The organism is Guyparkeria halophila (assembly GCF_034479635.1).
GTDB lineage: Bacteria > Pseudomonadota > Gammaproteobacteria > Halothiobacillales > Halothiobacillaceae > Guyparkeria > Guyparkeria halophila.
Genome location: NZ_CP140153.1, coordinates 2,249,064 through 2,273,808 on the forward strand (window position 1 = coordinate 2,249,064; position 24,745 = coordinate 2,273,808).

At 65.6% G+C, this 24,745-nt stretch carries 27 protein-coding genes; 7 read left to right on the top strand and 20 right to left on the bottom strand.

Going from position 1 to position 24,745, the window contains the following annotated elements; genetic code table 11:
• Positions 1-61 precede the first annotated feature (61 nt).
• The 5 genes from glyS (at position 62) to SR882_RS10210 (ending at position 5,940) form a co-directional block, all read left to right on the top strand.
• A complete protein-coding gene (glyS, locus tag SR882_RS10190) occupies positions 62-2,140 on the top strand; it encodes a glycine--tRNA ligase subunit beta (RefSeq protein ID WP_322521134.1) in 2,079 nt (692 codons plus the stop codon).
• Positions 2,137-2,904: a lysophospholipid acyltransferase family protein gene (locus tag SR882_RS10195; protein WP_322521135.1), complete on the top strand. Its 768-nt coding sequence runs from the start codon at positions 2,137-2,139 to the stop codon at positions 2,902-2,904. The genes glyS and SR882_RS10195 overlap by 4 nt, the downstream gene beginning before the upstream one ends.
• Positions 2,867-3,793, top strand: a complete 927-nt coding sequence (locus tag SR882_RS10200; protein WP_322521136.1) for a fructosamine kinase family protein — start codon at positions 2,867-2,869, stop codon at positions 3,791-3,793. Before SR882_RS10195 ends, SR882_RS10200 begins: the two co-directional genes overlap by 38 nt.
• Positions 3,794-3,861: 68 nt before the next feature.
• On the top strand, positions 3,862-5,178 hold the full coding sequence (locus SR882_RS10205; protein WP_322521137.1) for a GGDEF domain-containing protein: 1,317 nt from the start codon (positions 3,862-3,864) through the stop codon (positions 5,176-5,178).
• A gap of 3 nt (positions 5,179-5,181) precedes the next feature.
• Positions 5,182-5,940 (top strand): SDR family NAD(P)-dependent oxidoreductase, encoded by a 759-nt coding sequence (locus SR882_RS10210; RefSeq protein ID WP_322521138.1) that lies wholly within the window; start codon positions 5,182-5,184, stop codon positions 5,938-5,940.
• Positions 5,941-6,274: 334 nt separating this feature from the next.
• On the opposite strand, the gene SR882_RS10215 is transcribed toward SR882_RS10210, so the two are convergent.
• Complete coding sequence (locus SR882_RS10215) at positions 6,275-7,039, bottom strand: DNA adenine methylase (RefSeq protein ID WP_322521139.1); 765 nt, start codon at positions 7,037-7,039, stop codon at positions 6,275-6,277.
• Positions 7,040-7,558: 519 nt separating this feature from the next.
• Here SR882_RS10215 and SR882_RS10220 point away from each other — a divergent pair.
• Both SR882_RS10220 and SR882_RS10225 read left to right on the top strand, forming a co-directional pair.
• The gene (locus SR882_RS10220) at positions 7,559-8,080 is read left to right on the top strand and encodes a DUF4124 domain-containing protein (RefSeq protein ID WP_322521140.1); all 522 of its coding nucleotides are present in this window, start codon (positions 7,559-7,561) and stop codon (positions 8,078-8,080) included.
• On the top strand, positions 8,077-8,556 hold the full coding sequence (locus SR882_RS10225) for a hypothetical protein (RefSeq protein WP_322521141.1): 480 nt from the start codon (positions 8,077-8,079) through the stop codon (positions 8,554-8,556). The genes SR882_RS10220 and SR882_RS10225 overlap by 4 nt, the downstream gene beginning before the upstream one ends.
• On the opposite strand, the gene SR882_RS10230 is transcribed toward SR882_RS10225, so the two are convergent.
• The 19 genes from SR882_RS10230 to SR882_RS10320 all read right to left on the bottom strand — a co-directional run bounded on the left by SR882_RS10230 (position 8,557) and on the right by SR882_RS10320 (position 24,663).
• Positions 8,557-10,269, bottom strand: a complete 1,713-nt coding sequence (locus SR882_RS10230; RefSeq protein WP_322521142.1) for a hypothetical protein — start codon at positions 10,267-10,269, stop codon at positions 8,557-8,559.
• Positions 10,266-10,595 (bottom strand): hypothetical protein, encoded by a 330-nt coding sequence (locus SR882_RS10235; RefSeq protein ID WP_322521143.1) that lies wholly within the window; start codon positions 10,593-10,595, stop codon positions 10,266-10,268. The genes SR882_RS10230 and SR882_RS10235 overlap by 4 nt, the downstream gene beginning before the upstream one ends.
• The gene (locus SR882_RS10240) at positions 10,595-11,014 is read right to left on the bottom strand and encodes a hypothetical protein (RefSeq protein WP_322521144.1); all 420 of its coding nucleotides are present in this window, start codon (positions 11,012-11,014) and stop codon (positions 10,595-10,597) included. The genes SR882_RS10235 and SR882_RS10240 overlap by 1 nt, the downstream gene beginning before the upstream one ends.
• A 3-nt stretch (positions 11,015-11,017) precedes the next feature.
• A complete protein-coding gene (locus SR882_RS10245) occupies positions 11,018-13,159 on the bottom strand; it encodes a hypothetical protein (RefSeq protein WP_322521145.1) in 2,142 nt (713 codons plus the stop codon).
• A 6-nt stretch (positions 13,160-13,165) separates the two neighbouring features.
• On the bottom strand, positions 13,166-13,750 hold the full coding sequence (locus SR882_RS10250; RefSeq protein ID WP_322521146.1) for a hypothetical protein: 585 nt from the start codon (positions 13,748-13,750) through the stop codon (positions 13,166-13,168).
• A 93-nt stretch (positions 13,751-13,843) separates the two neighbouring features.
• Entirely contained in the window at positions 13,844-14,155 is a 312-nt protein-coding gene (locus tag SR882_RS10255) for a hypothetical protein (RefSeq protein ID WP_322521147.1), read from the bottom strand.
• Positions 14,152-14,538, bottom strand: coding sequence for a hypothetical protein (locus SR882_RS10260; protein WP_322521148.1), 387 nt, complete (start codon positions 14,536-14,538; stop codon positions 14,152-14,154). Before SR882_RS10260 ends, SR882_RS10255 begins: the two co-directional genes overlap by 4 nt.
• A complete protein-coding gene (locus tag SR882_RS10265; RefSeq protein ID WP_322521149.1) occupies positions 14,535-17,696 on the bottom strand; it encodes a phage tail tape measure protein in 3,162 nt (1,053 codons plus the stop codon). Before SR882_RS10265 ends, SR882_RS10260 begins: the two co-directional genes overlap by 4 nt.
• A gap of 134 nt (positions 17,697-17,830) precedes the next feature.
• Positions 17,831-18,199, bottom strand: a complete 369-nt coding sequence (locus tag SR882_RS10270; protein WP_322521150.1) for a hypothetical protein — start codon at positions 18,197-18,199, stop codon at positions 17,831-17,833.
• A 3-nt stretch (positions 18,200-18,202) separates the two neighbouring features.
• Entirely contained in the window at positions 18,203-18,979 is a 777-nt protein-coding gene (locus SR882_RS10275) for a phage tail tube protein (RefSeq protein WP_322521151.1), read from the bottom strand.
• Complete coding sequence (locus SR882_RS10280; protein WP_322521152.1) at positions 18,976-19,140, bottom strand: DUF7210 family protein; 165 nt, start codon at positions 19,138-19,140, stop codon at positions 18,976-18,978. The genes SR882_RS10275 and SR882_RS10280 overlap by 4 nt, the downstream gene beginning before the upstream one ends.
• Positions 19,125-19,568, bottom strand: a complete 444-nt coding sequence (locus SR882_RS10285; RefSeq protein WP_322521153.1) for a phage tail terminator protein — start codon at positions 19,566-19,568, stop codon at positions 19,125-19,127. Before SR882_RS10285 ends, SR882_RS10280 begins: the two co-directional genes overlap by 16 nt.
• Positions 19,568-19,993, bottom strand: a complete 426-nt coding sequence (locus tag SR882_RS10290; RefSeq protein WP_322521154.1) for a gp436 family protein — start codon at positions 19,991-19,993, stop codon at positions 19,568-19,570. The genes SR882_RS10285 and SR882_RS10290 overlap by 1 nt, the downstream gene beginning before the upstream one ends.
• 3 nt (positions 19,994-19,996) lie before the next feature.
• A complete protein-coding gene (locus SR882_RS10295) occupies positions 19,997-20,419 on the bottom strand; it encodes an HI1506-related protein (RefSeq protein ID WP_322521155.1) in 423 nt (140 codons plus the stop codon).
• Between the two features lie 65 nt (positions 20,420-20,484).
• Positions 20,485-21,387: a Mu-like prophage major head subunit gpT family protein gene (locus tag SR882_RS10300; RefSeq protein WP_322521156.1), complete on the bottom strand. Its 903-nt coding sequence runs from the start codon at positions 21,385-21,387 to the stop codon at positions 20,485-20,487.
• A gap of 48 nt (positions 21,388-21,435) precedes the next feature.
• The gene (locus SR882_RS10305) at positions 21,436-21,837 is read right to left on the bottom strand and encodes a hypothetical protein (protein WP_322521157.1); all 402 of its coding nucleotides are present in this window, start codon (positions 21,835-21,837) and stop codon (positions 21,436-21,438) included.
• A 63-nt stretch (positions 21,838-21,900) separates the two neighbouring features.
• The gene (locus SR882_RS10310) at positions 21,901-22,992 is read right to left on the bottom strand and encodes a phage protease (RefSeq protein WP_322521158.1); all 1,092 of its coding nucleotides are present in this window, start codon (positions 22,990-22,992) and stop codon (positions 21,901-21,903) included.
• A 70-nt stretch (positions 22,993-23,062) separates the two neighbouring features.
• Positions 23,063-23,707, bottom strand: a complete 645-nt coding sequence (locus tag SR882_RS10315) for a hypothetical protein (protein WP_322521159.1) — start codon at positions 23,705-23,707, stop codon at positions 23,063-23,065.
• Positions 23,668-24,663, bottom strand: coding sequence for a hypothetical protein (locus SR882_RS10320; protein WP_322521160.1), 996 nt, complete (start codon positions 24,661-24,663; stop codon positions 23,668-23,670). The genes SR882_RS10315 and SR882_RS10320 overlap by 40 nt, the downstream gene beginning before the upstream one ends.
• Positions 24,664-24,745: the final 82 nt, after the last annotated feature.

The window sequence follows — 24,745 nt, forward strand, 5'->3', positions numbered from 1 at the left end:
CGCATTTGGCCGACGGGGCCACGCCACGACGACTACGTATTGCCAACAGGTACGGAATTACATGACTGACACGGCGGACTTTCTTTTCGAACTGGGCACCGAGGAACTCCCGCCCAAGGCCCTGACCACCCTGCGCGACGCGCTCGAGGACGAGATCCGGTCGGGTCTGGACGAGGCCGGGCTGGCCCACGGCAAGCTCACCGCCTACGCCGCGCCGCGCCGACTGGCCCTGCTGGTCGACGAGCTGGCCCGCGCCACCGAGCCCAAGCCGGTCGAGCGCCGCGGCCCGGCCGTCAAGGCCGCTTACGATGCCGACGGCAACCCGACCAAGGCCCTGAAAGGCTTCGCCACCGGCTGCGGCGTCGAGCCCGACCAGCTCGAGACCATGAAGACGGACAAGGGCGAGTGGCTGGTGCACCGCTACACCGAACCGGGTCAGTCGGCCGCCGACCTGCTCCCCGCGATCGTCGAGCGGGCGCTGGACAAGCTGCCGGCGCCCAAGCGCATGCGCTGGGGCACCTCGCGCGCCGAGTTCATCCGCCCGGTTCACTGGGCACTCGCCCTGCATGGCACGGACGTGGTCGACATGACCCTGTTCGGTCACGCCGCCGGCAACCGGACCTTTGGTCACCGCTTCCACCACCCGGACGCGCTGACCGTCACCACCCCGGCCGACTACGCCGCCACCCTGCAAAAGCAGGGCTACGTGCTGGCCGATTTCGCCGAGCGACGCGCCCACATCGAGGCGCAGGTCAACGCCAAGGCCGACGAGATCGGCGGCCGGGCCCACATCGAGCCGGGCCTGCTCGACGAGGTGACCGCCCTGGTCGAATGGCCGGTGGCGGTCGCCGGGCAGTTCGAGGCCCGTTTCCTCGAGGTGCCGCACGAGGCACTGATGTACACCATGCAGGACGACCAGAAGTACTTCCCCGTCCTGGACGAGAGCGGCGCGCTGATGCCGTGGTTCATCACCGTGGCGAATATCGAGAGCCGCGACATCGAGGCCGTGCGCCACGGCAACGAGCGTGTGATCCGGCCGCGTTTCGCCGATGCGATGTTCTTCTGGGAAGGCGATCTCAAGACCCCGCTGGAGTCGCACCTCGAATCGCTCAAGCAGCTGGTCTTCCAGAAACGCCTGGGCAGCGTGTTCGACAAGGTGCTGCGCATCGAGCGACTGGCCGAGTTCATCGCCGAGCGCATCGATGCCGACCCACAGGCCGCCCGCCGCGCGGCGCGGCTGTCCAAGTGCGACCTGCAGACGCAGATGGTGGGCGAGTTCGCCGGCCTGCAGGGCACCATCGGCTATTACCTCGCCCGTCACGAGGGCATGCCCGAGGATGTCGCGGTGGCGCTGGACGACCACTATCGCCCGCGCCGCGCCGGCGACGACCTGCCGAGGGGTGGCGTGGCCCAGGCCGTGGCGCTGGCCGACCGGCTCGACACGCTGATGGGCATCTTCGCCATCGGCCAGGCGCCCACCGGCGCCAAGGACCCGTTCGCCCTGCGCCGCGCGGCACTGGGCGTGCTGCGCATCCTGGTGGAGGAAAAGCTCGACCTCGACCTGGTCGAGCTGCTCGAGGCGGCTGCGACAGGCATCGCCGACAAGGTGCCCGAGGCGAGCGATCACGTCATGGGCGTGTTCGAGTTCATCACCGAGCGCCAGCATCGCTACAGCCTCGATCGCGGCATCCGCAGCGACGTGTTCCAGGCCGTCTCGATGACCGGCACCCGTCGACCGCTGGACTTCGAACAGCGCATGCAGGCGGTCAACGCCTTTATCGAACTGCCTGAGGCCGAGGCACTCGCCGCGGCGAACAAGCGCATCGCCAACATCCTCAAGAAGCATGACGGCCCCGTTCCCGAGCGCGTCGACGAGGCGCGTCTGGTCGAGGCGGCCGAACAACGCTTGTGGGAAGCACTCGATGCGATCGGCCCGCGGCTGGAGGGGCTGCTGGCCGAGGGTGACTACACCGCCGCACTGAGCACGCTGGCCGCGCTGCGCGAGCCGGTGGATGCCTTCTTCGACTCGGTCATGGTCATGGCCGAGGACGAGGCACTGCGCGACAACCGGCTCGCGCTGCTGGCGCGGCTCAACGCGCTGTTCCTGGCCATCGCCGACGTCTCGCAGCTGCAGTCGTGACCCAACCGACGATCCTCACGTGGCTGCGCACGGCGTGCTTTTACGTGTTGGGCACGCTGTCGCTGATCCTGCACATCCCGGTGCTGCTGATCAGCCTGACAAGGCCGCTGGAACGGCGCTATTACCGGCTGTTCTCCTTCGGCCGCTCGATCCTCTGGCTCGCCCGTCACGTCACGGGCATCCGTTACGAGGTCGAGGGTCTTGACCACTTGCCCAAGGAAGGGGGCAGCCTCATCCTGGCCAAGCACCAGTCGACCTGGGAAACGATGTTCCTGCCGACGGTGCTGCGGTTGGCGGCCTTCGTGCTCAAGCGTGAACTGCTGCGCATTCCCGTCTTCGGCCGGGGGCTCCAGGGGATCGAGGCCATTGCCATCGATCGCGCCGCCGGGCGCCAGGCCCTGGATCAGATCATGGAAAAGGGGGCCGCGGCGCTTGCCCAGAAGCGCGACGTGGTGATCTTCCCCGAGGGCACCCGCACCCGCCCGGGCGCCCGGCCGCACTATCGGATGGGCGGGGCCAAGCTGGCCGTCCACGCACGGGCCACGGTAATTCCCGTGGCCATCGATTCCGGCTGTCTCTGGCCCAAGCAGGGTTTCCTCATGCGCCCCGGCACGATCCACGTCGTCTTCGGCCCGCCGATCGAGACCGAGGGGCGCACCGCCAGCGAGATCAATGCGACCGTCCAGGACTGGATTGAAACCAAGCAGGAAGAGCTCTACCAACGCCATGGCTGTCCGACCCGACTTCCAGACTCTGCTCAATGACGCCCTGACGGGCCTTCAGAACGCCGATACGCCTGCCGGGGACCTGGGGGCAAGGCTGGCCGAACACCCCCACCTCGCGCTGCGGGGACACCAGTCCGTCGGTGGGGGCTGCATCGCCGACGCCGCCCGCCTGGAAACCGATGTCGCCCCGCTGTTCGTCAAGACCCATGCCGACCGCGGTGACGGCATGTTTCCGGTCGAGGCGCGCGGACTCGAGGCCCTGGGCACCCGCATCCGCACCCCGCAGGTGATCGCCACCGGCAGCGTGGACGGCGTGGCCTACCTGCTGCTCGAATGGCTCGATCTCGGCCCGGTCGATGACACCGCCCTGGGCGAGGCGCTGGCCGAATTGCACGCCGAACCGCAGCCGGCCTTCGGCTGGCCGGAAGACAACTTCATCGGCGCCATGCCCCAGCTACATGGCGAGGACGACGACTGGGCCCGGTTCTACGGTCAGCGGCGCCTCGCGCCGCAACTCGAGTGGGCCGCCGAACGCGGACTTGCCGCCCGCACCATCGATGCCGGCCAGGAACTGATCGAGGCGTTGCCCGCCTTGTTCACCGACTACCGCCCCTACCCCGCCCTGATCCACGGCGACATGTGGGGGGCGAATCACGGCGCGCTGACCGACGGCACCCCGGTGCTGTTCGACCCGGCCACCTACCACGCCGATCGCGAGGCCGAGATCGCCATGACCGAACTGTTCGGCGGCTTCTCGCCCGGCTTCTACCGCGCCTACCAGGCCCACCTGCCGCTGGACCCCGGCTACCGGGTGCGCAAGACGCTCTACAACCTCTACCACGTGCTCAACCACTTCAACCTCTTCGGTGGCGGGTACGGCAATCGCGCCGATGGCATGATGCGCCAGTTGCTTGCCGAGATACGCTGACGGGATTGGTAATCACCGGATAAGCTGCAAGAATAGCCCCACTATCACTACCGGCATTCCCAATCGTCATGGATGACTCGAGCATCTCGCTGCTGCACGCCCTGCCCGATGCCGTCTACGTGATCGACCCGGCCACGTCCCGGATCGTCGACTGCAATCGCGCCGCCCACGACGACCTGGGGCTGGAGCGCGACGACGTGCTGGAACACTCGGTGCTTTCCCTGCAGACGGCCGTTCACGGCATGCCCGCCTGGTCGGAGATCGCCGAGGTCATCCGGCAGGCATCCCCCTATCGCTTCATTGGCTCGCACCGCCGCGCCGACGGCAGCGAGATGCCGGTCGAGGTGGTCACCTCGGTCGCCACCGTGGACGGCCACGAACGCTTCATTTCCGTGGCCCGTGACATCCGTCGCCGCCCCGGCGTTGCCGAACCGGATGCCTCCTCGCGAGATCGCTGGCAGATCCTGCACGACCTGGCCGACGGCGTCTGGGACTGGTACCCGGCCGAGGAACGCCTGGTGTTCAGTCCCCGACTGCACAGTCTGCTGGGCTACGGCCCGGAGGAGATGCCCGAGGTGATCGAGACCTGGAAGGATAACGTCCACCCCGAGGACCTGCCGGTGGTCCTGACCATGCTCGAGGATCACCTCAAGGGCGAGCGGCATCACTTCGAGGCGGTGTACCGCCTGCGCAATCGCAATGGCCATTATCTCTGGGTCCACGATCGCGGCTCCGTGGTCGAATGGGATGCCGACGGTCGCCCCTCGCGGGTCACCGGTCTCGTCCACGACGAAACGGATGCCAAGACGGTGGAATCGAGGCTGCAACGTGAGGCCGACCACGACGCACTGACCGGCCTGCTCAACCGGCGCCGGGGCATGGAGCTGCTGGGCGGGCTGTTCAGGCGCCATCTGCCTGACGGCGAACAGACCCTCGCCGTCATCGCGCTCGACCTGGATCACTTCAAGCGGATCAACGACCGTTACGGCCACCTGGTCGGTGACCGGGTGCTGCAACGGCTGGGTGCCATCATCCGGAGCGAGGTGCCGATGGAGGCCATCGCGATGCGCTGGGGTGGCGAGGAATTCCTGATCGGGCTGCCCATCACGCACGACGAGCAGCCCTTTGACCTGGTCAGCCGCCTACGGGACGCGCTGGTCGAGACGGTCTGGGACCCACCGCTGGCGAACCAAAAAATCACGGCCAGTGCCGGATTCGCCGTTCGCGAGGCCAGCGAGCAGACACTCACCGATCTGATTGCCTCGGCCGATCGCGCCCTGTATCTGGCCAAGCGCGAAGGGCGTGACCGCATCGCAGCAGACCAGCCGCACGCGGCCTCGTCCCGCCCGCTGGGCGACCACACCAAGCAACGCGCAACGAGGTAGCCCATGACGCAACCCAATGCCCTTGTCACCGGCAACAGCAGCGGCCTGGGCCTCGGCCTGAGCCACGCCCTGCTCGATCGCGACTACCGGGTCTTCGGCTGCAGCCGCCGCGGCTGTGCCGCACTGGCCGACCGGGTCGTGGACGTGCACTGCGACCTGGCCGATTTTGCCGCCATCGGTCCGGCCCTGGACCAACTGCTGGCCGGCGTGGACCACCTGGAGCTGGTGGTATTGAATGCGGGCATCCTGGGCGAGATCGAGGACATGAGCCGCGTGTCGGTCGAGCGGTTGCGCGAGATCATGGACATCAACGTCTGGTCGAACAAAATCATCCTCGACTGGCTGCTCGACTCCGGCATCGCCATCGACCAGATCGTCGCCATTTCCTCGGGCGCAGCCGTGCTGGGCAACCGCGGCTGGAGCGGCTACGCCCTGTCCAAGGCGACCCTGAACATGCTCTGCCGCCTGTATGCCCACGAATTCCCGAACACGCACGTGGCAGCAATCGCGCCGGGGCTGATCGACACGCGCATCATCGACACCCTGTGCGACATCAACGACACCGAGCGCTTTCCGGCCCTCGAGCGCATCCACGCCGCCCGCGGCACCGAGACCCTGCTATCGCCCGGCGCGGCCGCCGAGCGCATCCTCGCGGCCCTGCCGGGCCTGAAGGACTTCGAGAGCGGCCGCTTCGTCGACCTGCGCCAGATCCTCGCCCCGGAGGAATACGAGGCGCTAAGGAAGGCCTGCACGAATCGATAGCATCTCTGCGGGACCGCCATGGGGCCAGATGCAAGGCGCGGTCCGCCGTGAAGGGCCGTCGCCCTTTACAAGGGCCGCAACGCCGCAGATGACCCCATGGCGGCCCGCCCTATGGGGCTCGCGGGTTCGCCCGCACTCGGCGTTGCCGTCCCTCGGCGGGCAACGAGCCCGCCGTCGGTCCGGCGCCTTGATTGCGAACGAACCCGCAAGCCAGAGAAGCCATCGATTCGTGCAGGCCTTCCTAATGGCCGCCCGAAACCAACCGGGCCGCTGAAGTGTAAAGCGGCGCGATAGTTTGCGCAGATTTGCGAATTAACGTGCACGCCCCGAAGGCTTAATGCCATGACCGGATGAGCAGTTCCTTTGCTGCTTTGCGTTTGCCACCGACGGTGTAGTTGATGTCCAGTTCGGTCATGTCGAAGCCGCGAAAAACCTCCCGGATATCGGGGTGGTCGTTGATGCTGACCATGACCTTGGCCTTGCCGTCTCTGGCCTGCTTGGCCAGTTCCCCGTAGTGATCGAGATTCAGGTCTTTGGATTTGCCGTATCCGGCGGTCCCCCAGTATGGAGGGTCGCAGTAGAAGAACGTGCCGTGGCGGTCGTAACGGCGCATGCATTCCAACCAATCCAGGCGCTCAACTACCACGCGTGACAGTCGCAGGTGGGCTTCACTCAGATCCTGTTCCATTCGCAGTAAGTTCAGCCGCGGCGGAGTTGTTGTGGAGACACCGAATGTCCGGCCTGTCGGCTTGGCACCAAAGGTGAGCTTTTGGAGGTAGTAGAACCGCGCCGCCCGTTGAATGTCAGTCAGTCCGTCCGGGTCAGCGTGCTGGTTCCAGAGGAATGACTGGCGCGAGATTAGGGCCCACTTGAACTGACGAACGAAGTCCTCGAGATGGTGCTGAACCACGCGGTACAGATTGACCAGATCGGCGTCGACATCGTTGAGGACTTCGACCTTGCTCGGGTCTTTGCGAAAGAAGATCGCGCCGGCGCCCGCGAAGGGCTCGACGTAGCATTCGTGGGACGGGATAAGGGGGATAATTCGACGGGCGAGGCGACGTTTGCCGCCCATCCACGGGATGATGGGATTGGCCACCGGTGAAAGCTCCTTCGTGATAGGCTCCTTTTGCCGCTAGTGGCTGGAAGGGCCTTGTCTGCTCTCACGGGCGGCGTCCCGTGGGTTCAGGGGCTTGGTATTGGTGGCAGCCAATGCCAGGTCGCCCTTTTCCATTTCAGATTACGTTCCCTCCCCATCGCCCGCGCCTCGAAACCCTTCAGCGGTTTCACCCGTTGATCACCACGATGAAGAAACACACGCATGGTCCAATCCGGCGGCATAGATCGACTACCTGTGTGCATCGATGGCTGAAAGGCCGTTTTAGGTCGTGTTCTGGCATGGTCATCTCCCGTCTGATGGTCGCTTCTTCAGGTTGTCGCGCATGATGGCGACCTTCCAGAGGGACGCGGTCAGTTAGACGCTAAGTGACCGGTATAAACCAGACCCACCGGCTCAGTTGTCTTCCTATGGTTTTCTGAACAGAATGAACAGCTGATCCATAAGATCATCACCAACCAAGATCGGGCTGTGACGCCCGCATGGCACAAGGAGGACGCCATGTTGCGCTCCCTATTCACCATCGCTTTGCTCACCGCCGCCGGCGCCGCCCAGGCCGCCGCGTACAAGTGCACCGGGCCTGACGGGGCGGTGACCTTTTCCGACATGCCATGTCCAGATACTCCCAGCGAGCAGGTGCAGCTGCATGACGAGGGGCACGAGGCGCCGCTGTCGGCGGGTGACCCGCTCGAGGCGCAGCGGCGGATGGCCGAGGAGTACGATCGCCAGCGCGAGGCCGAGATCCAGTCCAATATGGACCGCCGCCGCCAGGCGGTGCTGGACAAGAAGGCCCGCGACGAGTGGGAGGCCAAGGTCCGCGACGCGAAGATGGACGACCGGGTGATCGAGGGCATGACGAAATCGGACGTGCGCGATGCCTGGGGTGATCCGGACGAGACCGACATCAACTCGGGCAGCGAGACCTGGCGATACTGGCGGCGCAACGGCTACGACTCGCTGCTGAACTCCGTTACCTTCCGTGACGGCCGGGTCTCGTACTGGTCGCAGGATTGGCAGCCGTGAGCCTGGATACCTTTTCCGTCGTCGTGGAGGCCGTGTCCGCTGCGCTGGTGCCGGTGATCGCGGGCGTGGTGGCATGGATTGCCTATGCCCAGTGGCGAACCAATGAGCTCCGACGCCGACACGAGCTACACGACGACCGGATGGCCCTCTACCGGGCCACGGCCGATTTCCTTTCCACGGTGTGCGAGCGCGGTGATGTAAGGCTTGAGGATTATGACCGCCTCATCAAGGAGAAGGTTCGCTCCCAGTTCCTGTATCGCTCCGACGTACACAGCTACGTTGAGCACATCATGGATCAGGCCAGCGTTCTCCAGTCCAAGAACCGAAAGCTAGAGAGTCGGGATCCTCTCAGCGCGGATGATCTGGATGATCGACAGCGGTTGAACGCCGAGCGCGATACGGTTTGGGGGTGGTTATCTGAAGAGCGCCTTCAATTGCCGGAAGGCCCTTTCAAGCGTTACCTCGAGATCCCGTGATCAGACCCAGCACACACGATCGAACAGCCCGCCAGACACGATCTCGCCCGTAATCGGATGGATCGAGAGTCGGCTCATCTCCAGGCCGGTTGACTCATTCTCTGCGTCAGCGAGGACGTCGGCGGGATCGCGTACGCCAAACCGAGTGTGGTACAGCCAGCGGTTTTGCTCGCCGTACGGACTCATCACCAAGGCCGCCCCAAGTCGGCATCTGATCCGCATGTCCGGGTCGTCGACGTAATCGAAATCGATGCTTTGCAGGCAACGGTACCTGGGCCAGAGATAGCCCTGGGTTTCAGCGTAAGCCGAATAGTCCAGGGCGGGCCCGGACCCTGATTCCGTTCGATCGGGCGGATTGTCAGGGTCAGTATCGAGTCGAGAGCCAGACGATGGTGCTTGGCAAGGGACGCAGTGCGTGATTTGGTCCCTCCGGCTAGTGAATTCGCGCAGCACGCCCCGAGCCGTCGACTGAATCACCAGAGCTCTCACATCGGACTCCGTGGTGGTCATCCCCCAAACAATCGTTCTCGAATCCTCGATCACGCCAGTCGGGCAGTCGGCGTCGCTGCCGTCAGGACGGGAATGCACCACCCGCCGTCCTGAGTAACTGAGGTTCTGCTCGAACGCCGCCGTAAACTCACGCTCATGCTCCAGCGTGACGAGATCGACAGCCCCCGCTTCGGTGAACCCCGCTGCCAGCAGCAGCGTTTCCTGTCGGCGTTGATAGGTGTTGTATCCCTCGCCGTCGATGGTGTCGGTTCGGGTTTCGGTGTGGGTGTACTCGTAGATCCGCTCTTCCATTGTCTCGCCGTCCTGGGCACAGGCGAACGTCGAGGTGCTGGTCAGGTCGGAGATCGGCACCTGGTATTCCGGCTGCTGATCGAGGAAGTAGGTTTCCGGGTCAGGGATTCGGTGTGGGACCGGATCGTGCAAGTACAGCGATTCGGCGGTGCCCGCTTCCAGGTCGATCAAGAGCGCACTCAGGATGGGCATCGGGGTGAACACCGGTGGGTTGTATTCCGAGCGCAGCGCGTGAACCAGAATGGCCTGATGCCCCCGTTGAGGAGCGATGTCCGAAACGAACATCGTGTGCAGCCACCGGCGTACCCCGTCTGACTTGTAGCTTCCGATGTACGGGTACGCGCCGGGGATCACCGTGCCCCCGCTCAGGCCGGAAGTGCCCGCCGGGATCGTCACCTCCCAAGGGGGGCGGGTAGCCGGGATCTCGATCGAAATTTCGCGCCAGCTTTCCCCTTCCTCGTCGGGAATGGGGCCCATGTGTCCGAGCCGGGTAAGTCGGAAAGCGACGCTGGTTGGCTGATCCGACGAGACAAGACCCGTGGGCGTTACAGTCCAGGTCCTGCCTTCCGCTTCGGCATAGACCCACTCCGAAGCGCGCTCAGCCAGATTGCGCCCCCCGTACTGGAGCCTGACTCCCGAGAAAAGCGCGGTTGCCGGCCATGTCCGACCAGCGGCTAGATCCTCTGCCGATGGATTGGCACCCTGGGCCCAAGGTGGCGATAACGCCAGCACGCGCCCCGCAAGGTCCGTTGGGGAGCTGCCAGAGCTTTCTTGCCGCTCGGGCTGTGGGTAAGGACGAGACTCGCCATTTTCCAGCCGCAACTCCCCCTCCACCACGGGCCCATGGTATGGGCAACCAAACGGCCGCTCGTCGTCGTGTTCGGCGAGGCCGTGCGGTTCCTCGACGATCATTGATCGGGCTCCGGCGCGGCGAACTCCATCACCACTTCGGCCCCGTTGGCATCCGCCATCACCAGCTTTTTCAACGGCTTTACGGGCAGCGTAAACAGCCCGTCGGCACTGGTGACGAGCTCGGTGTCGTGGTACTCACGCGCGGTCACGTCCGGCTCGGTCAGCGGGCTGGCAATGCCGGCGGTATTGCCCGTTGGCTTGGGCGCGGTCTTGGCTCGGCCTGGCTTGACCCCGTCACGTGGCCGGTGGGGCTGGAAGTCGGGCGTCTTGGCCTGGCCTCGGTCAACCAGGTCCTGGATCGCCTCCTGGAGATCCCGGCGGCTCATCAGCTGGCGTACTCGCGCACGGGGTTGAGCGTCAGGCCGAGATCCGCGCTGGATTTCGGTGTGCCGGATTCGCCGGAAAAGCGCAGCCACACGGCGATGGCGTTGGCCGATCCGCTGTCGATCTGGTCGCCGAGGTCGAGTGGGTCACCGGGCGTGGCCGAATCGAGACCGCTTTGCGTGAGCGCCAGCGCGATGTCCTCGGGGGCGAACCCGGCGCCGGCGTCACTGTCCGTGATGGTCGCGATGATCTGCGAATCGCCGCTGTTGTCGGGCACGAAGTAGCGGCCGGATGCGGTCGACCCGACGTAGACACGCACGTCGACCGGATTGCCGCCGATCTCCCGGTCGAGTGTGAGCGGGTTGCTGTCGAGCGGCGTGGTGAGCGAGCTGTCGGCGTAGAACTTGAGCGACACGGTCATGGGTCAGGCTCCTGTGAGTATCAGCGGGTCCTCGGGCAGGGTCACGGCGATGCAGCGCTCGGTGCGCAGGTCGGCGTCCTCCTGGTCGGGCAAGGTGATCGGCGGCGTGCGCACGGCAAAACCTGTCTGGTAGGTCTCGTTTTCCGGCGCGTTCGGGTCATAGGTTGATTCATCTGCCCACCACCCGGTCTCCGTGTTGGCGTTGAAGATCCAGCCCTGCCAGTCCTCGGACTCGGGCTCGGATTCGGCCAGCCCGCCGACGTAGGTGCCCGGCGCGGGCAGCGCCTCGGCGTCGTCCTCGCGGGTCGGCAGTTGGCCGATGGCCAGCGCCCCCAGGCCAGTCCAGTCAGTCTGGATGCGATCCCCGGTGCCGCCGCGGAAAACGCGCAGCTCGAGCTCGGTGGTGGCGCCGCCGGCGTCGGTGTCCAGCCGATGGACGATGCGCGCGATCTTGCCGGCCGCCTCGATGGACGGCAGCTGTGCCGTCGGGCGGTGGTGTCGCTCGATGTCCGGGCGCACCAGGGTCTCGAGCGTCAGGCTGGTGCGTCGGTGGGCCGAGGCCATCTCGCGGGTGGCGCGGTTGATCGCGTCGGTCACGATGGCTTCGACGCCGGCCTGGTCGAGCGTGTCGTGCACGTGATCCCCTCGCGGGTCGGTGGCATCCAGCGGCCCCATGTCATCGGCCAGCGGCCCTTCGGTGGATCGCCACGCCGAGTCGTCGTAGTCCTCGCGGTAGGTCAGGCGCTCGGACCGCGGGCGCTCGCCGAACCGGGACACGCTCTCGGGTGCCTCAAGCGTCAGGCCGATCTCGGCCTGCATCGATCGCGAGTACCGCCGCGAGAGTGTCCAGCTGGCCTGCCGCACCGCGTCGAACTCACCCACCAGACCGATACGCTGGCCATCGCAGCTCACCGAGCCGGTGTCGCTGCGGACGATCTGCTGCGAGTTCGCCGACTCCACCTGCCAGCCGGCCGACTCGATCGCCTCTGCAATCGTGTCGGTGCTTGGCAAGGACGGCTGGTAGCCCAGCCCACGACCGGTCAGGAACTCGCAGATCGAGTACGGCGCCGTCCAGGTCTCGTCGTGCACTCGCGCCGCCAGGCGCAGCCAGGAGAGCCGAGCGGTCAGGACGACCCGGTTGCGGATCTGGTCGGCGCTCACCAACGACAGGCTCTCGCTGCCGTCGATCGCGGCTGGGATCGGGTTGGCCAGTGGCTCGGCGTCGTCCCACCGAGTGGCGCGGAACTGGCCGTCGCGGGTCAGGTCCAGGCTGCCCGGCCACGACTCGAGGCGGTGGCGCAGGTAGTCCCAGCCTTCATCCTCGTTGTCGCGGGCGGTGGTCGCCTCCGGGGTCAGAGCGTCGATCTGCTCGCGGGAGAGCGCATCGATTCGCTGCTGGATCTGATCGGTGGCCGTGTAGGTGGTCAGGCCCCGCGCCGGGTCATACTCCGGCTCGGTGATCTCGCCACGGAACATCGGCTCGATATGATCGCCCACGTGCAGCGTCACCTCGACGCGGTGGCCGACGTCATGCGCCGGCGGGCCAACCACCGACAGCGTGCACAGCCGCGCGCTGGATTCCTCCGCCTCGATCTCGATTGCGCCCGCGGTCAGTACCTCGGCGCCGTCGATGCGCGTCACCACCGACCACCGCTGCGAGGCGGCCACGTCCGACCAGTCGATTTCACCGATGACACGCGCAAGCAGACCCCCGGTCGGCTGGTCGGCGGTGTAGGTGCGTGCCACCAACGCCGCCGACGGGCTGCCGGTGCCGATCACCATGCCGGCGCTTGTCGCCAGCCCGGCGGTGGGCTGGCCGACGGCGTAGAGCCGCGGTCGCAGATAGGCACGAGGCTGGCCGGTGGGTGCCGACACGCTGGCGGCGATCGACAGCGTGGGCGTGCCGACCGCCCACTGCTCGAGATCGAGCGTCGCGATCGGCGCACCGACCGAGTACACCGACAGCCGCAACTCGACGGCCGGCTGGCCCACCTCGTAGTCGGGTGCGGAGGGTGCCGAGGCGCAGGCCGACCCGCCGCCGATTGCTGTGCTGTTGATCGAGGCCGTGTTTAGCGCCCCGGTCGGCTGGCAATCCGGCTCCGACTCGGCATTGATCGCCGTCGAGTTGAGCGGGTGCTGGTTCATCGACGATTAGGCCGCGCCGCCACCCGGCTGCTTGAGTATGCGAGCTTTCGCTGTCAGGACGATCTGACCCGGCGGCTGCGTGCTGCCGCCGAGGGACGAGTAAACCGCCCCGAACTCCATGTCGATGCCTGCGCAGTCGGTGACATCACCGTTCACGTTGATCTCACCGGCGGTATCCATGTTCAAGCCGTCATCAAGGGCGATAAATTCTGAATCCCAAGGCCCGGAGTAGTTAATCCCCCCATTGCCGTTCAGGGCTTTGACGCGACAGGTAAAGGGCAAGTCCTGCGCTTCGAGATTCAGGGAGAAGAAGTCAACGACAACTTGACTGCCGTCACCGGCCCCATCGTGGACATACTCCCCACCGTTGGTCGGCTCTAGCATAAGATCGGTAAACCACGCCAGCGTGCCGCCACTGCTTCCACCGCCTGAACCAACCTCTTGCCAGCATTCGGCAACTGGGGCCTCTGGGTCGGTGTCCAGCCCGATGTAGGTCACACGCGGCGAGGCGGACTCGTCCACGTAGTGCTGGCCGGGGTGCTCCGGGCGGGCGCTCGGTGCGCCGCTGCCGGTGATGATGTGTTGCGCCATGAGTCGTTCTCCTCTGGGTTATTCGGTCAGGACAAGGCCGTCCGAACCGACGAGCACGTCGGTACCGTCGGTCAGGATCGCGTCGGGGTGGAGTCATGCCAGCGTGGCGGCGGTCAGGCGGGCCTCGATTAGCGTGTCGCTGGGCCAGTCGGTGTCCGTGGTGCCCTCGTCCCCGCGTTTGATTAATCCGAGTTCGCCGGTCGAACCGTCGGCCGCCGCCACCCGCACGATCTCCACGCCGCCTTGCCCGTCGTCCAGTGTCAGGAGCACCCAGTCGGCCGGGCCGTTAAGGGCCGCAGCGATCTGCGCGGCATCGGCCGCCGGGACGGTGGCCGTGGCCCCGCCGGCGGCCAGCGGGGCAGCCAGCCGCTTGCCGCTCCAGTTGTTGATGAATCGCTGGGTCATGATTCCTCCAGGGTCAGGGTCCAGCGCCATTCGGCGCGCTGTTGATCGAACGATTCCTCGGGGCCGTCGGAGAAACCGGTGACGGGTTCTGCCAGGTTCTGCCCGGCGATGGTGACCGGGCCGGACCAGTCGACGGCCGACAGGCTCGGCGGCTTCCAGCCGGTGCCACTGATCCGCACCCGGCGCTTGCGCCAGACGGTCTGCCGGGCGGCGCTGCCGTCGGACAGCCGGTGGGTGGTCGCCCCGCCCAGGGGCGAGACGCTCACCTGGGGGTCAAGTTGCTCGGTGTCGCCCAGCGCCACGCCGTTGATCGTCAGCGGGTCGAGCCAGACGGTGCCGCTGGTGGCGGTCAGGGTGCTCGGGTCTTTCCAGTAACCGGTCATCGGCGGGCCCCTCCGAACATGGCGGACGCGCGCTTGAGGTCACGGGTGACGTCCGGTTGCGCGGTCACCGGGCCGACCTGCTGGCCGCCGGGCAGCGAGAGATAGAGCGTGTCGCCTCCTGCGGCCGACGTCGGAGACGGCAGGCGTGCGGTGGGCATCGAGAGCCGGGTGATCATCCCGCCCGTGGCGAAGCCGCGCGGGAGCTGGCCGTGGCGGTTGAGGTAGTCGAGCAGCGGTTTGCCCAGGCGCTTGGCAGCGGCCGCCCGGATCATGTATTCGCGATCCGAGGCGCGGATCAGGAAGGAGTCCGAGGTGGTCGTGCCCGGTCCGCGCAGCTCGCCGCCGGTGGCATAGCCGGGCGGCTTCTCGCCGTTGCCACTAAGGTCGCTGGTGGTCACGGGGATGACCAGCGGGTTGTCCTGCAAGCGCTTCTGCAATGCGGTACGCAGCTGGTCGGCCGACTGCGTCGCCCCCTCCGTGTCGAAGCCGATGCTTATCTGCTCGAGCCAGGCGAGATCCTCTTTCACGCCCTGGACCTTCTCGATGGCCTTGTCCACGTCGGCCTGAGCCTTCTTCTCTTCTCCGGCCTGCGCCTCCAGCGCGGTCTTCTCCACGCTGGCGAGATAGGTGCGCAGCTGACGCAGATCGCCCTCGCCGGAACGGGCCAGCTGGTCGATCAGCTGCCGGGCCTGCTCGGCCTGTTGCTTGGCGGCGTCGTAATCGCCTTCTTGCAATGAAGTCCGGGCATTGCGATCAAGGTCGACGAGATCCCGCTGTTCGGGCTCGCCCGGGTCGACGCCGAAGTTGTCCAGGGCCCGGCGCGTGTCGGCGAACCCGCCCTCGATGCCCTCGCGCTCGTTCTGTAGCTCGCGGACGCGCTTGTTGGCGTCCTCATAGGCCTTGATCTCGGCATCGAGCTTGGTCTTCAGATCGTCGCGGATCTCGGTGCGCACCTGCGCTACCCGGTCGCGGTGGTCCCGCAGGGCGTCCTCGCGGTCTGCATCGAGATCCGCGAGCTCGCGATTGGCCTCGGCGTATTCGCGGGCGCGGCGGGCGGCGGCGAGCCCCGAGTCAAGAATACCCCCTGTCCACTCTTCACCTGTCGCCGACTCAAGCTCTTCGTCGGTGGGCGCGCGGCCCTTCATGTCGGCCAGCATCTGGTAGGCCTTTGCGCCGGATTCGGCAATCAGGTCGCGGCGGGCCGCCCAGTAATCCCGGGCCTCCTGCAGGCGGCGCTGGTAGACGTCGCGCTCGAACGCCGTCATGGCCTCCAGCTGCTCGCGGCTCTTGCGCTCCACGTCGGCAGACCCGGCGTTGATGTCCATGGTGGTCTGGCGTTCGGATTGGCGACGCTCGCGGGCACGGGCCAACTCTTCCTCCACCTCGGCCGCTTCCTTCATGGCATCGGCCAGGCGCAGCACCTCGATGGCGGTGAAGCCGAATACACCCGCGACACCAGCCTTGCTTAACGCAATCGAACGAAGCGCTTTACCGGTGCGACCGGCTGTCGCCCCGAGGGTCGTGAGCCGTGCGTTGTAGGTGGCCGTGGCTCCTGCAGCCACCGTCGCGCTCGTTCTCCAGACGCCTATTGGCGAGATCAGACTGCGCATCCCGGCCGTTGCCAGCCCGGCGGCGATGGCAATCGATCGGATGGCGATCGCCGCCGGGACGGCAGCACCCAGCAACAGGGCAACCGTGGCCGCTGACGCACGCACCGGCTCGGGCAACTCGTTGAATCGGCCGATCAGCTCCGTCAGCCCGTCGAGCAGCGGGGTCAGGGAGGTTGCCGCATCGCCAAGGGACAACAGAACGTCGTTTACGGCCGCCTTAAAACGGGCTTTCTTCCGGGCCGGCGTGTCCATCATCTTGGCCACCGCGTCATCGGTGGCGCCGGCGGAATCCTCCATGGCGCCCATGGACTCCGAGAACGAATCGGCGGCATTGCCAGTCAGCGCCAGGGCGGCATTGAGTCCCTCGACGTCACCGAACAGGAGGCTCATCTGCTCTGTGTTGCCCTGGGTGGCCTGCGCCACGTCCTCTAGGAAGCCGGAAAGGCCGCGGGCCTTGAGGGCTTGCGCGTCGAACTGGATGCCAAGCTCGGCAGCCAGGTCGGTGGCCTGCTTGCTCGGCTTGAGGATGTTGCTGATCGCGCTGCGGATGCCGGTGATGGCCTGCGGTGTCTTCACGCCAGCAGCCGTCAGGGCGGCGATCGCGGAGAGCAACTCGCTGAGCCCCACCTCGGCAGTCGATGCCAGTGGTGCCACCTGACCGATGGACTGTGCCAGCTCCGGCACGGTCGTCTTGCCCTGGCGAACGGCGGTAAAGAACTTGTCCGACACTTCCCCGGCTCGGGATGCCTTAATGTTGTAGGCGTTGAGCACGGAAGTAAGGCCGTCCGCGGCGATCGACACGTCGGTGACGCCGCCAATCGCCAAGCGGTTGGCGGTATCGAGCGTGCCCATGGCCTCGGCGGAACCCTCGGCACCTGCGGAGATGATGTCGTACAGCGCCTTGGCGTTCTTGTTGACGTCGCCGCCGTACTCGCGGGTGAGTGCCCGCACCTCACGGGTGAGCGCCGGCATGCCGCTGGTATCGTCGAGCAGGGTGGAGACCTCGCCCATCGACTCGCTGAACTTTGCGGACTTGTCGTACAGGGCGTTGATCCCGTACCCGAGCCCCCCCAGGGTGACGATGGCACCGGCGAGCTCACCACGCATGCGGCCGATCGAGTCGGTCCAGCCGTTGGTTTCGCGGCGCAGGTCGCGGATCTGATCATTCATGCGCCGGTTGGCGTTGGCCAGCTCGCGGGCCGAGGCTGTGCCGCTCTTGCGCAGATCCTCGTAGGCCTGGCGAACCGATCGGATCTCTCGCCGGATGGTGGCCGGGTCGCGCAGGCCGAGAATGTCGCGGGCGTTGGCGGCACGCTGACCCTGGCGCAGGGTCTTCAGGAGGCCGGCGGTCTCCTTGTCCAGCGCGTTGATGGCCACCTTGCCCTCGCGGGCATCCTTGGCCAGCTTCTCGATCGCATCGACCTTTGCACTGCTCCGGCCCATGCCTCGCAGGGCACGACGGAAGGCATTCTCGAATGCCGCGAGGTTGGTTTTACCCCGCGAGGCGTCGAGATTCAGCCGGATTGCCAGGTCGAGATCACTGTTCATCGAGGTACCGTTGGGGACGGGTCAGGTCGGTTGGTCGTCGGACAGTTCCTGAACGGCGGCCAGGTAGATGGGCCATGGGTAATCCCAGACGCCGGCGCCATGGCCCGCGCGGGCCAGGATGCAGGCATTGCGGATCAGTTCGTCGCGACGCTCGCGGAACGAACTTCCCCGGACCGAGCCAGCAGCCGCCGGCGCATCCCGAAAAAATGCGGGTTGAGCTCCCGCGCCGTGGCGGCGATCTGGTCGATTGCCGACTGGGACAGTTCATTGATGCCGTCGTGGTCGAGGCTGGTCATGCGCACCAGGTCGTCGAGGGTCATGTCCTCGAGCAGGTGCTCGTCGACCAGGTCGACCGGCTCGCTGGCTGCCTCCTCATCGAAGCTGCGCTCGAGCCGCTCGGTGAGTTCGGCAAGCCACGACCGGATCTCGGCAATGGTCAGCTCCTTGACCTCGACCCGGCGCCCGTCCTGCAGCTCTTCACATCGCGTTCTGATCAGGCTCATGGCTTACACCGGCAGCGCGTCGACGCGCATGAACGGGCCGAAGTCCGCATCGTTCTCCAGCTCGGGCACGAAAAGCGCCTGGCCGGACAGCTCCAGGGATGCGGCTTCGTCGGAGATCCAGCCGAAGTCGCCGCCCATGGCCAGGTTCAGGCGCGGGATGATCACGCGGCCCTTGTAGCCCTCCTGGTTGGTGCCGTTGAAGATGATCCCGGTCTGCACGTCCTCGGCGGAGAACGCGGCGATGTTGCCGTAGGCGCCGTACTCGTAATCGACCTTGAGCGGGCCTTCCTGGCCGGCCGGGTGCTCGATCAGCTTGCAGCGGCCATGGTCCGCGTCCTCGACGACGTAGTGCGTGCCAGCGACGTACTCGGTCGGCGTGGTGGCTGAGTCCTCGATCACCACCGAACTGACCTTCGGGTGCTTGAGGAAGAAGTAGTCGCCCGGGTTGAGCGTCGGCAAAACCTCGTCGGTGACCGTGCCGGCTTCCTTCTCGACATGCTCGCCCGCCAGCCCCTTGGCCAGCGTGCGGCCGTCGAACTGCTGCATGGCGAGGCTGACCGACAACGAGCGCGCGCTGGTCAGCTGCGCCAACGGCAACCGCTTGCCGGTGCACGATTCGTTGATGGTGTTGCGCTCAATGCTCGGCGTGGTGGTGAGCGTGCGGGTGCCACAGCCCACCTGGTACAGGCCGGTGAGGAAGCCCATCTCCGGCGTGCCGTTGTCGGGGTCGTACTTGCCCAGGAACACGGGGCCCTGGCCATCCCAGATCATGCGTTTCATCGCTTGGTCTCCTCAGTGGTGGTCGGCTTGGCCTTGCCCATGGCTTCGGCACGCTTGAGGCCGATCAGCCAATTGGCCTTGCGTTCGGGCAGGTCGATCTCCGCGCCGGCGGGATAGTCGCGGCCGGCGTGGCGGTGGGGTTTGGTCAGCTTGATGCGCATGCGTCAGTCCTCACGTTCAGTTGGGTGGTCCAGGCGATTGGCAGGTAGAAGTAGCCCGCGTCATAGCCGGCTTGGGGTGCGGGTGCGATGGCCATGGCCTTGGCGCCCGTGGGCGCCCAGCCGAGCAGGCTCTTGATGACGGCTCCAGCGATCGGTCCGGCTTCCGCTCGGGCGGCATTGCCGCTGGCGACATGCCGACGGTTGCGCACCGCGATCACCGTCCACCAGGTCTGCTCGATCACGGCGAAACCACCGGCCGCGTTGCCGTCCTTCGGGCGGTAGCCGCGATACAGCAGGTCCACGGCTGGAGCTGGCCGATTGCCGGCAGCGACACCGTCCAGATCCGGGGCGGTGAACACCTTGACCGACTCGCCAACGCCCGCTTCCAGTCGGGCCTTGATGGGTGCTTCCAATTCGAGGAAATCCATCACAGGTACCCCGTCGACTCATTGCGGCCCCAGTGGCGGCCGCCGGATTTCATCTGGACCCGGCCGATAGTCGAGTCGGGCTGCGGCGTGCCGATGTGGGCCCGGCCCGCTGCGATCTCCCGCAGGGTCTGGCGGGCGCCGTCTGCCTCGCGGCGGACGGGGTCTTCCTCGTCCAGGCGGGCGCCGTTGGCGGTGGCCAGGCGTTCGCGGGTGAGCGCGGTGGCCAGGCGGACGAGGATGCGAGGGATGTTCGTCAGCGGCAGCTTGTAGCGGCCCGCCAGGTGGGCATCGATCTCGGCGTCCACGTCGGCCAGCACGGCGGCGATGAAGTCCGGGTCGGGCTGGCCGTCGTTGTCACGGTCGGCCCACTGGACGATCTCGTCGCCATAGCGCTCGGTCAGGTCGGCCAGGGCGATGTAGGCCATCGGTTAGCCCTGCGAGTCCGCGTTGTCAGTGAAGGTGTTGCGCTCGACGATCAGGTTGGGCTCGGCCTCGAGGGCAGCCAGCTGCTCGTCGGTGAGCGCTTCCAGCGCGACCCCGGTGCCGGCCTCGTTGAAGGCCATCCCGGCGCGGCGGAAGCGGCGCACGCCGGGAACGGTGCGAACCCAGATGGCCTCGACGTCCTCGCCCTGGTCGGTTGGCGAGGCACCGGGATCCTCGGTCGCCGTCGCGCCGTCCTGTTCCGGCTGGTCGCCCTGGTCAGCCTGTTGCTGGTGAGCATCCCAGGCGGCGTCGCGCTCGGCGGCGCTGACCTTGTCGAGGCCTGCGGCCTGGGCGGCTTCGTCCACCTTGGGCTTCTCCTCGAACTGCGACATCGCGCCGAGCAGCTTCTGGTGCTTGTCTTCGTTCATCGGTGTCTCCTTCTCAGGCGTTGACGGTGGCCGTGAAGCCACCGTCATGGCCGTTTACGGGTGGGTTACTGGCCGGTGGAGCCGTACGCCAGCTGCCAGAAGCCGTAACCGCCGGCCGCGCGGGCCTCGGCGCCGAACTTGAACTTCTTGCGCATGAAGACGTTGTCGGAGCTGGTGTCCGTCTGCTCGACGAAGTTGGGCTTCTTTCGCTCCTGGTAGACGATCGGCTTGACCGGCTTGGTGGTGTCCAGGAGGAACCACGCGGTGTCGGAGGTCAGCCGGGCGTCGACCACCACCTCGGCGGTGTTCTTGTACGGGTTCGGCTTGCCGTCCTCGAGGCGGTCGACCGTCATCAGCGCATTGGCCGTGTCTTCGAGTGCCGGCGGCACCAGGAGCACGTTGGGCGTGATGTTGAGCGGGCGCCCCTCGTCGTCCTTGAACTTGCGCATCGCGGTGCGGGCAGCACCAAACGAAGCCTGCGCCTGTGCCAGGGTGGCGATCGACAGGACGGCGCTGCCCTTGTTGCTGACCGACTGGCCGTCGACCTCGTGGTCGGTGTCGAAGAACGGCTGGCCGTCGAAGCACTTGTTGGTGAATCCCTCACTGACCAGCTCGAAGACGATTTCGTCGGGCAGCTGCTTGGCCGAGTGGCCGGCCATCTGCGCCTGCGGGGCGTAGACGCCCAGGTTGTCGTCCTCGATGTCGTTGCGGTCGACTTCGACGGTGGCTTCCCAGTCGTCGTTGACGATGGTGTAGCCGAAGCCCTCCAGCGCCTTGACGTTCTTGTCGCCGATCCACTTGCGCATGCGCGGGAAGTTGGCCAGCCACTTGTAGTCGTTCTGGCTGCCGGTGGACGGCACCAGCATGGCGACCTTTTCCCAGTTGCTGGGTGCGGCCTCGAACTGCTTGGCGAAAGCCGTTTTCAGGTTCTTGAAAATCTCGGTGAGATTGGCCCGGTTGATGATCATCGTTCGCTCCTTTCGCGACTGTTAGCGGCGCTTGTTAGTGGCCCCGGGTCACTCGACCCAGATGCCGTCGGAATCCACGCCGACCACGGTGCCCGCGGCCGATCGAGTGCCGGTCCCGTCACTGGCGGCGACGGTCTCGTCGTCGACCACGTAACAGGTCTTGCCCAGCTCGGCCTGGGTGACCGGGTCCGTGCCGGAGTTGGTCCACTTGAAGGCCTTGCCACGACGAACCAGGACGGCCGCGTCGCCGGCGGCACCCGCGGCGTTGTTGACGTACTCGTCGGCACGGCCCAGGTAGGTCAGGCCGGTGGCCGTCGAGCCGGGGGCGGCGTAGCCGGAGGCGTTGGCCACCACCAGGCTGCCGGCGAAAATCTCCGACGAGGCGGCGACCGGCACGCTGACCAGCTCGCCATCCTTCATCGGGGTATTGCGGTCTTTGGTAAGAGGCATCTCGTTGCTCCTGTGACGGGTTACTGATTTCGGTGTCGGTGCGGCTGGCCCGGCGGCGCCGGCTTAGCTGTACTTCGCGAGGTCTTCGGCGGTGTTGCCGAACATGCCGGCGACCGAACGCTGCTCATCGGTGAGCGGCTCGCCGGACTCTGGCGGGGTACTGCCGCCCGACTGCATGCCGCGGAGCGCGGCGATCGGCTGGGCGGTGTCGAGGTACTTCTTGAGGGCGGCCGGGTTGGACTCGCCCAGCTCGCGCGCCCAGGTCTCCTGTTCCTTGAGCAAGCGGCCGTCCTCGAGGGCCGGCTTGACCATGTCGTCGACATCGCGCTCGTTGACGCGCTTGGTCAGATCCGCGACCTGGCCACGCAGGGCGGTGACGACTTCGTTCGGCTGGTGGCTGGACTTCAGCGCGGCCAGCTGCTCCTTGGTCTCGTCGACTTCGCCGGCCTTCGTGGTCAGGGCGGCGACGGTGGTCTTGACCTCTTCCTCGCCGGCGTCTTCCTTGAGGCCCAGCGCGGCGAGCACGTGGCCCTGCTGCGCCTTCATGGCGGCGACGGCGGTCTTGATCTCTTCGGCGCTGGCATCCTTCTTCAGGCCCAGCGCGGCAAGGGTTTCTTCATCCACGGCGGATTCCTCCGGTTGGTTGTGGTGGTCGGCGTGAAAGTGCTCGGCGCGGGCGGCCACGGCGGCCATGCCGTCGATGCCGGCGTCGTTGGTCAGGGCGGCGTGATACAGGCGCCGGACTCGGCCGTCCGGGCCATAGGAGAAAACGGGGGAGATAAAGCGGTACTCGCCGGCGGCGATCATCTGCCGAGCGCGGTCGGTCCATTCGACGTTGACGGCGAACAGGCCAACGCCCTCGCGCCATTCGAGATCGCGGAACCAGCCGGCGGCGGGCGCAGGTTGGCCGTTCAGCTCCACGTAGAGCGTCTGGTGCTCGAAGTCGATGACGTAGGGGTTGGTCCGCTGGGCAGCGGCGGCGATCAGGTTGTCGGCGACCTGGCGGTCGACGATCCAGGCGGGCACGTCCTTGGGGCGGACGTCACCGGAGCGGAACTCGCCGGCAGGCAGCAGCTGCACCTCGCCCGGAGCCCCGGACGTGCCGTCCGGGATCAGGGCCGCGAGGGCTGCGATTCGTTGGTGCTTTCGCTTCATGCGGCCCATGATCGGGCCGCGGGGGAGTTAGGTCGTGGGGAGGGGGTTCAGTGGGTTGTCGCAAATAGCGTCAGGAGGGATGGGGTCGATGGTGGTTGCCATTGGGAACAACATGCCCTTCCAACACCTCCTCATGTTGAGCTGGGCCTGACCGCTGATTTTTACGGAAAGGCTCCAGCTCCTTGATAGTCTGGAGGCGCTGCTCTTTCCTTCTTTTCTGTTCCATCAGGCGATGTTCACGCTCACCCAGAGCCTGTAGCCAGTAGGACGCAGAAAACACGAAGTGAAGAAAAAGGGCAGCCGCGCCACCAAGCGATGCCGCCAACATTTTCTCGGCAAACGGGTTCTCAATGAAGCCGATGATGCTCGGTAGAATCAAGCACCAAAAACCGATTGCCGCAGACAGCCGAACAAGGATTGAGGCCCTTCCTCGCATCTTGTCTAGGGCCATGTGACGGCGCGACATTATCTGATAGTCGGCTTGGTCACTGGCATCTGAGACAGCCTTGGCACGAAATGCGAGCGCCCCGAACATCGCCAGAGACCCAGCGAACATAGCGGGGCCGCCAAACATCGCCACGCCGGCAAACTCTAGGAGCAAAGCGTCGGGCACAAATGTCCACGCAAACCAGAACCCCACAACCGCAAAGAACACGGCGAAGAACCACCAGTTAGCTATTGGACGAGATCTTGTTCTATGCACTCTAAAAGCCATGCCCCCATTTCCTCGAACACGTGATCAACCGTCGGGACACCGTACTGGCACTTAATACTCTTGTTTGTTTTCAAGAATAGTTTGTCCCCTTTAACAGTGCCGTAGGTCCGGGTGTGTACGGTCACGTCTTCCTCATGTAGGTGGCGCAAAGTCGTGGTGATCGCTGACATCGTCTGCTGCGGCGCGTTGTCTGGGCCAGGGGTCCTCTTGCCACCTTTGCGAACAATACTGAGATGTACTTCCACATTGTGAGCACCAGCGAGGTCCGCCTGGTCAAGCTGGTCGACCCAGTCGCGTCCTAGTGCATGCCGCAACCAATCCAGCCCTCGTCCGGTTAGATTGACATTGACCTGTTTGGTTTCCGGATCCACCGTCCCTTGGGTCTCTGTTGGATCGAACAACGGCGCTCCAACAGTAACCTCGCGCACATCATTGAAGATGTTCCGACTCGCAATATCCAGCTCTTTCCGTAAGGCAATCTGTTCGCCGTCAAGCAAGACATTTCCACCCTCGGAACCAAGGAGCCAAGAAAGGTAGCGCTCTAAGTCTCGGTCACTAAGGGACTGAGACTGCATGATCGCCAAGTGATTGTCTTTGACTCCGAAATAGAGCACCGAGTCAATGAACTCTCGCGGGTGGCCATCCGGATCTTGCGGTGGTTGAATCTGGTCGACCGACAGTTCGCGTTGGCGCTGTTGAACGGTTACAACCTGCTTGTTGGTGCCAGGAACGTAGAGAATGAACTCCCCAAACAACATGTTGTCTTCATGGACCCATCGATTCAGGCAACGGTTGAGCTCATCGTCAGGATGAGCCCCCTCTACCGCCTGAGACCGCTGATCCACATAGGCATGGCTACCGCTGATTACCGGTGTCAGGAGATTCTGTAGGGTCCTTCCGTCGTGTAGACCTTCCACGCAGCGGTATTGGAGGGTCTTTCTCTTATATTCAGGCATCCATCTGTCCTATTTTCTCTGTCAATCAACGCGATGCCGAATAGAAGCACATTGGGCTAGTGTTTAAAACCCCTTTAAATCT